Origin of the sequence: Romboutsia sp. 13368 (assembly GCF_018336475.1) — a bacterium.
In the GTDB taxonomy this organism is placed as follows: domain Bacteria; phylum Bacillota; class Clostridia; order Peptostreptococcales; family Peptostreptococcaceae; genus Romboutsia.
In genome coordinates this window covers 2093594-2101091 of the sequence record NZ_CP048741.1, presented here as the reverse complement: position 1 = coordinate 2101091, position 7498 = coordinate 2093594, and the positions used below count along the sequence as shown (strand labels likewise).

Below are 7498 nucleotides of genomic sequence, written 5' to 3'. Positions count from 1 at the left end.
ACTAGAACAATAAGTTTCGGATGTTGTATTAGTTCTTGGAGATAATGTAGTTATGCCTATATTATTAAGAATACATACAGTGCCTGCATTATTAGCACAAGTTTTTACATTACATCCGATATCTTAACCTATAAAGAGTATAGACAGATTTAAATAAAAATAATCTAATAAGTTAAAAAATCTATCCATAAAAACAGAGGAATGTATAATACTATTCCTCATTATAAAAATCAATTTATAGAAGAAAAAAGAGAATTAAAGATATCTTCACTCATAAGTACTTTTGCTACTAATGTAGATGCCGAAGGATAAGATTTAATTGGTGGCCAAATTTCAAATAATTTAGTTTCATAATCAGAAATTGAAGATCTAAATCCAGATCTTATTTTACTTTCAAATTCAAAAGTAAAATCTCTTATTTTTAAAAAGTCATCTAAAGTGAGATTGTAAAATACAGAAGCTTTATGTTGAGGCTGTTTTAAAAGTATTAGGTTTTGCTTAAACTCTATAAAGTCTAATCTATCATAAATTATTTTAACATATGAACTCAAATTACCATCTCCTTTATAAGATTATATTCAATACATAACTTATAATATGTGCAAATAATTAATAATGGGACAATAAAATAAAAAAATACTAATATTTGTATAAAATGTATAAAAAGACAGTGTGTGGAGACAATGTTTAATGTAAGGAGGTTATTTATATGTTCGAGAAAAAAGAGCCATTTCAATGGAAGATACCTGTACTAATACTTACTGGCATATTAGTGCTAAGTGGAGGGATTTATATAGGTGTAAAAAGTAGAGATAGTATAAAAGAAACAACAGTGTTTAAGACTGAGGAAATAAATGAAGGACAAAATAGTAAAGATACTAGCACAAAAGATGCATTTGCATTAAGTAAAAATTGTGAAATATGGTTATATAAACGAAGTGAAGAAGGTAGCCTATTAGACTCTAAGCCTTCAATGATAGGACTTATTCCTGAAGAATTGATGGGTAAAACTAAAGATGAAATACGAACATATTTGTCTGATAAATATCCAGGTAAAGAAATTGATAGTATAACGCAATATGAAATAGTATTATCAGAAAAAGCTCCTTCAACAGATGTATCAAGAAGTAATAAGTATTCACTAGAAGTAGAAGATGGACTTATAGGGCTTTATAAATACGATATAAATGGAAAAAGAGAATTAATAGAGAATACAGAAATAAAACTTGATTCATTACCACAATCTGTTCAAGAAGAAATTCAAAAAGGTGTAATAGTAGATACTCAAGAAGATGCATATTCAAGACTTGAAAGTTTTGATAGTTAATAAAAGCAACCTAATATAAGGTTGTTTTTTTATTTATACAGAAAGTTATGATATAATATATCAGAACATAAGTTTTATAAGTATATAATATAATTAGTAAAGTATTAAGTGAAGTGAATTTTATAGGAGGAAATTGACAGTTTGATAATACTAGGTATAGATCCAGGAATAGCTATTGTTGGATATGGAATAATAGAATATAAAAATAGTAAATTTAGAGTAATAGATTATGGAGCAGTAACAACTCCAGCAGGAATGGATATATTAAAACGATTAGAGCTTGTTTATAAAGGTATAGACATGCTTATAAAAAATTACAATATAGATGAAGTAGGAATAGAGGAACTATTCTTTAATAAAAACGTAAAAACAGCTATTACAGTTGCACAAGCAAGAGGAGTAACAATGCTTGCATGTGCTCACAATAATAAGCCTGTTTATGAATATACTCCTCTACAAGTAAAACAAGGTGTGGTAGGATATGGTAGAGCGCAAAAAGCTCAAGTTCAACAAATGGTTACATCATTTTTAAATCTAAAAAAAGTACCAAAACCAGATGATGTAGCAGATGCTCTTGCAGTAGCAATATGTCATGCACATGCTAATAAATTAGAGAAAACATTGAAAAATATAGGGGGCACATATGTATAGTTATATAAAAGGAACAGTAGAAGAAATTAATTTAGATCATATAGTTATAGACAATAATAATATAGGATATAAAATAAATGTATCAAGTAATACAATAAAAGATTTACAATTAGGAAATATAGCTAAAATATATACAAAGCTGATAGTTAGAGAAGATGATATGAGTCTTTGTGGATTTTTCTCTAAAGAAGAAATGCAAATGTTTGAACTCTTAACATCAGTATCAAAGATAGGGCCTAAAGTTGGATTAGCTATATTATCATTTGCATCTCCAGGACAACTAGGAGCTTATATATTAAGTGAGGATGTATCAAAACTTTCTAAAGCTCCAGGTGTAGGTAAAAAGACTGCGGAAAGAATAGTTCTTGAATTAAAAGACAAAGTAGATAAAAATAATGTAGAGTTTGAGCCTACTTTACTTTCAAATGCACCAATAGCTGTATCTAAAGATGAAGCAGTTGATGCATTAGTTGCGCTTGGATATTCATCAGCTGAAGCTAAAGAAGCTGTAGATAAGTGCAAAAAAGATGGATTAAATACAGAAGATATAATAAAAAAATCTTTAACTTATATAATGAGTAAATCCCTAAGATAGAAAGGAGATGATTATAAATGTTTGATTTTAATGATGAAGATAGAATAATAACATCTACAATGCAAAATGAAGATGTAGATGTTGAAAATAGTTTAAGACCAAAATCATTAGATGATTATTTAGGTCAAGAAAAAGCGAAAGAACAACTAAAGATCTTTATAGAAGCAGCAAAGAGTAGAAATGAACAACTTGACCATGTTTTATTATATGGGCCTCCAGGTCTTGGGAAAACAACACTAGCAAGTATAATAGCAAATGAAATGGGCGTAAACTTAAGAATAACATCGGGACCTGCGATAGAACGTGCAGGAGACTTAGCTGCAATACTTACTAACTTAAATGAAAATGATGTATTATTTATAGATGAGATACACCGTATAAATAGAAGTGTAGAAGAAGTTTTATACTCAGCTATGGAAGACTTTTGTTTAGATATAATAATAGGTAAGGGACCATCAGCAAGAAGTATAAGACTTGATTTACCAAAGTTTACATTAATAGGTGCAACAACTAGAGCAGGTATGCTTACAAATCCTCTTAGAGATAGATTTGGTGTTATATGTAAGTTAGATTATTATACAGTAGATGAATTAGCCAAAATAGTAGTAAGATCGTCTGAAATATTAGGAGCATCTATACAAACTGGTGGAGCAACAGAAATAGCAAGACGTTCAAGAGGAACACCAAGGATAGCTAATAGACTATTAAAAAGAGTAAGAGATTATGCACAAGTAAGAGCGGACGGAAATATAAGTGATAATGTTGCGAATAGTGCATTAGAATTATTAGGTGTAGATAGTCTAGGACTAGATTATGTAGATGAAAAATTATTAATGACAATAATAGAAAAGTTTAGAGGAGGTCCAGTTGGACTAGATACACTAGCAGCCTCTATAGGAGAAGACAGAAATACTATTGAAGATGTTTATGAACCTTATTTACTTCAGTTAGGATTTATAAATAGAGGTCCAAGAGGAAGGATAGCTATGCCACTTGCATATGAACATCTTAAAATACCTTTTCCTACTAAATAAGAATATAACTTAGTAAAAAAGCATAATATTTAGAAAAGTTGAGTACAGTTACTACGATAAGTATATAAAAAAAGTACATGGTTATAATTTCTATAAAATACACAATACATATTTGGMTTGGCATATAGAAAAAATATACTATTTTTGTTATTATGGTAACTGTATAAAATTTTGGAAAGGAAGTTTACATTGAAAACAAGCGACTTTTATTTTGACTTACCAGAAGAGTTAATAGCTCAAGTACCAATATTAGATAGATCAAGTTCTAAGCTAATGGTATTAGACAAAGAAACTGGAGAAATTGAACATAAAACATTTAAACATGTAATAGATTACTTAAATCCTGGAGATTGCTTAGTACTTAATAATACTAGAGTAATACCAGCAAGACTTATAGGTGAAAAAGTAGATACTGGTGGTAAGATAGAATTCTTATTACTAAAAAGAACAGAGGAAGATACTTGGCAAGCATTAGTAAAGCCAGGAAAGAGAGCAAAAATAGGAACTAAGTTCTCTTTTGGAAATGGAAAACTTATAGGAGAAGTAGTAGGATTAGCAGAGGAAGGATCTAGAATAATCAAGTTCCATTATGAAGGAATATTTGAAGAGGTTTTAGATGAACTTGGAAATATGCCACTACCTCCATATATAACAGAAAGATTAGAAGAAAGAGAAAGATACCAAACTGTTTATTCTAAGCATAATGGTTCAGCTGCAGCACCTACAGCAGGTCTTCACTTTACTGAAGAATTACTTCAACAAATAAAAGATAAAGGTGTTGATATAGCTTTTGTAACTCTTCATGTTGGACTTGGAACATTTAGACCAGTTAAGGTTGATAATGTATTAGAACATGAAATGCACTCAGAATACTATATGGTAGACAAAGAAGCTGCAGAAAAAATAAATAATGCAAAACAAAATGGACACAATGTAATCTGTGTTGGAACTACTAGTTGTAGAACTGTAGAGTCAGCTACTAAAGAAGATGGTAAAATAGAAGAAACTAGTGGATGGACTAATATATTTATCTACCCAGGATACAAATTTAAAATGGTAGATAAACTTATAACTAATTTCCATTTACCAGAATCAACATTAATTATGTTAGTTAGTGCACTTTCTAGCAAAGAAAATGTGCTAAATGCCTATGAAACAGCTGTAAAAGAAAGATATAGATTCTTTAGTTTTGGAGATGCTATGATTGTAAAATAGAGAATATATTGGGGGCAACTATGAAAAATATGGATAAAAGTAATATATCGCTGAGAGTAGCACATATATTTGAATCAATATTAGCAATGGTAGTTTTAATAGCAGTATTTTTAGGAACTATAGATGTTTTAAGAATGATATGGACTGCGTATATAGTTGAATATCAGAATCCCGTTGCATATAGCCAGTTAAATGATATACTAGCACAAATACTTCTTTTAGTTATAGCTATAGAATTTGTAGTTATGCTATCTTCACATAAAGCAGGAACAATAGTGGAAGTATTATTATATGCGATAGCAAGAAAAATGTTATTACTTCCTAAAAGTGGAGGTATGTTAGAAATTTTATTAGGTGTAATTTCAATAGGTGGATTATTTAGAATAAGGAAACACTTGTTAACAGAAGACAATAGTAATATAAATATAACAAGTATAAATTATGATAGCAACGATGATGATATTAAAGACCCCGTAGAATATGACAAAACTTTAGATAAAGTAAATGTATAAATTTTAATATAGATATACAAAAGACTAGATTAAGGAGACAAAAGACATGAGCGCAATAAGATACGAACTTATAAAAACATGTAAACAAAGTGGAGCAAGACTTGGAAGACTTCATACTCCACATGGTGTTATAGAAACACCAATATTTATGCCAGTTGGAACTCAAGCAACTGTAAAATCAATGACGCCAGAAGAGTTAAAAGAAATAGGATCACAAATAATATTAAGTAATACTTATCATTTATATATGAGACCAGGTCACGATTTAGTTAAAGAAGCTGGTGGACTTCATAAGTTCATGAACTGGGATAGACCAATACTTACAGATAGTGGAGGATTCCAAGTATTCAGTCTAGGGCCACTTAGAAAAATAACTGAAGAAGGAGTACACTTCAGATCTCATATAGATGGTTCTAAACATTTTATAAGTCCAGAAAAAGCTATGGAAATACAAAATGCATTAGGTTCAGATATAATGATGGCATTCGATGAATGTGCTCCATATCCTGCTGATAGAGAATATGTTAAAAACTCTTTAGAAAGAACTACAAGATGGTTAAAGAGATGTAAAGAAGCTCATAAAAATACAGAAAATCAAGCATTATTTGGTATAATACAAGGTGGAATGTATAAAGATTTAAGAGAACAATCTGCTAAGGAAATATTAGAGCTTGATTTACCAGGATATGCAGTTGGTGGTTTAAGTGTTGGAGAGCCAAAGGAATTAATGTACGAAGTATTAGATTATACAGTACCACTAATGCCAGAAAATAAGCCAAGATACTTAATGGGTGTTGGTAGCCCAGATGATTTATTAGAAGGTGTAATAAGAGGGATAGACATGTTTGACTGTGTACTTCCAACTCGTATAGCTAGAAATGGTACAGCAATGACGAGTGTTGGTAAAGTTGTTGTTAGAAATGCAAAATATGCAAGAGACTTTAGTCCACTAGACCCTAACTGTGATTGCTACTGCTGTAAAAACTATACAAGAGCATATATAAGACACTTAGTTAAAGCGAATGAAATACTAGCATCAAGATTAATAACTACTCATAACTTACACTTCTTATTAAATTTAATGAAGCAAGTTAGAGAAGCTATAATGGAAGATAGATTATTAGACTTTAAAGAAGAATTCTTCAAGGCATATGGATATACAAAATAAATAAAAATATACTATTAATTATAATTACTTTAATATATAATATTTAGTATATAAATAATTTTTAAATGTTGAAGGAGTGAAACATATGACTGCACAAACACAACAAATGATCATGGGATTACTTATGTGGGTTGTAGTATTTGGAGTATTCTATTTCTTACTAATAAGACCACAAAAGAAAAAAGATAAACAATTAAAAGATATGAGATCTAACCTAAATGTAGGAGATAAAGTTACTACAATAGGTGGTATAGTAGCTAATGTTGCTAAAGTTGAAGAAAATGTTGTAATATTAGAATTAGGGCCAAACAGAACTAAAGTACCATTTGAAAAATGGGCTATAGGAAGTGTTGAATCTAAACAAACTAAAGAAGAAAAATAATAATATAGTAATGTTTGTACCTCTTCTTGAATATATATTATCGAGTATATATTCGAGGGGAGGTATTTTTATGGAAAAAACAAATCATGTTCTTAAGGGTTTAGGATATTCATATATATTAACTTTAGCAACATTATTAATATATAACTTAGCCCTTACATTTACTAGTTTATCAGGAGATTCAATAGCTATGGCATCATCAGCAATAACTACTGCATCTGCTGCATTTGGAGGATTTTACGCATCAAAACATATAAAAGAAAAAGGTCTTATATATGGCCTAGTTGTTGGACTTATGTACATAGTATGCCTTATATTGATAGTATTCTTAGCAAAAGATAACTTTGCATTTGAAATTGATATATTATACAAAGTATTGCTAGTATCTATAGCTGGTGGTATTGGTGGAGTTTTAGGTGTTAACTTTAAATAATAATTTTAATAATAAGTAAAAAAAGACGTCATAATTGTGACGTCTTTTTTTATGAAATATATATAAGAGTAATAAACACAATTATTGCCAATAATATATACAGGATAAAAACAATAGGAGGCATACTTATGAAAGATAAAGATAATAAAAAGATTRAAAAAATAACATACAACTTACTAAA

The 7498-nt window shown here is 29.4% G+C and carries 11 protein-coding genes (1 of these 11 only partly in view); 9 read left to right on the top strand and 2 right to left on the bottom strand.

The window, feature by feature from the left end; all coding sequences use genetic code 11:
- Together G3997_RS11995 and G3997_RS08725 are read right to left on the bottom strand one after the other, a co-directional pair.
- Positions 1–72: the 5' portion of a hypothetical protein gene (locus G3997_RS11995; protein WP_442971281.1), read on the bottom strand. The gene continues 42 nt to the left of window position 1, outside the view; 72 of the gene's 114 nt are visible here — the first part of the coding sequence; it begins with the start codon at positions 70–72; the stop codon falls past the left edge of the window.
- Between the two features lie 158 nt (positions 73–230).
- Complete coding sequence (locus tag G3997_RS08725; protein WP_296645394.1) at positions 231–551, bottom strand: hypothetical protein; 321 nt, start codon at positions 549–551, stop codon at positions 231–233.
- Positions 552–709: 158 nt separating this feature from the next.
- Between G3997_RS08725 and G3997_RS08720 the strand changes: the two genes are divergently transcribed.
- The 9 genes from G3997_RS08720 to G3997_RS08680 all read left to right on the top strand — a co-directional run bounded on the left by G3997_RS08720 (position 710) and on the right by G3997_RS08680 (position 7317).
- Complete coding sequence (locus tag G3997_RS08720) at positions 710–1327, top strand: hypothetical protein (protein ID WP_296645393.1); 618 nt, start codon at positions 710–712, stop codon at positions 1325–1327.
- Between the two features lie 141 nt (positions 1328–1468).
- A complete protein-coding gene (gene ruvC / locus G3997_RS08715; protein ID WP_296645392.1) occupies positions 1469–1978 on the top strand; it encodes a crossover junction endodeoxyribonuclease RuvC in 510 nt (169 codons plus the stop codon).
- A complete protein-coding gene (gene ruvA, locus G3997_RS08710) occupies positions 1971–2573 on the top strand; it encodes a Holliday junction branch migration protein RuvA (RefSeq protein WP_296645391.1) in 603 nt (200 codons plus the stop codon). The genes ruvC and ruvA overlap by 8 nt, the downstream gene beginning before the upstream one ends.
- Before the next feature lie 17 nt (positions 2574–2590).
- Positions 2591–3607 (top strand): Holliday junction branch migration DNA helicase RuvB, encoded by a 1017-nt coding sequence (ruvB, locus tag G3997_RS08705; RefSeq protein WP_296645390.1) that lies wholly within the window; start codon positions 2591–2593, stop codon positions 3605–3607.
- Positions 3608–3796: 189 nt separating this feature from the next.
- Positions 3797–4822: a tRNA preQ1(34) S-adenosylmethionine ribosyltransferase-isomerase QueA gene (gene queA / locus G3997_RS08700; RefSeq protein ID WP_296645389.1), complete on the top strand. Its 1026-nt coding sequence runs from the start codon at positions 3797–3799 to the stop codon at positions 4820–4822.
- Between the two features lie 20 nt (positions 4823–4842).
- Entirely contained in the window at positions 4843–5334 is a 492-nt protein-coding gene (locus G3997_RS08695; protein WP_296645388.1) for a phosphate-starvation-inducible PsiE family protein, read from the top strand.
- Between the two features lie 46 nt (positions 5335–5380).
- Positions 5381–6502 carry a tRNA guanosine(34) transglycosylase Tgt gene (gene tgt / locus G3997_RS08690; protein ID WP_296645387.1) on the top strand — a complete coding sequence of 374 codons (1122 nt, stop codon included), beginning with the start codon at positions 5381–5383 and terminating at the stop codon, positions 6500–6502.
- Between the two features lie 85 nt (positions 6503–6587).
- Entirely contained in the window at positions 6588–6884 is a 297-nt protein-coding gene (gene yajC, locus G3997_RS08685) for a preprotein translocase subunit YajC (protein WP_296645386.1), read from the top strand.
- 70 nt (positions 6885–6954) lie between these two features.
- Positions 6955–7317 (top strand): TIGR04086 family membrane protein, encoded by a 363-nt coding sequence (locus G3997_RS08680; RefSeq protein ID WP_296645385.1) that lies wholly within the window; start codon positions 6955–6957, stop codon positions 7315–7317.
- The last annotated feature ends 181 nt before the right edge of the window (positions 7318–7498 follow it).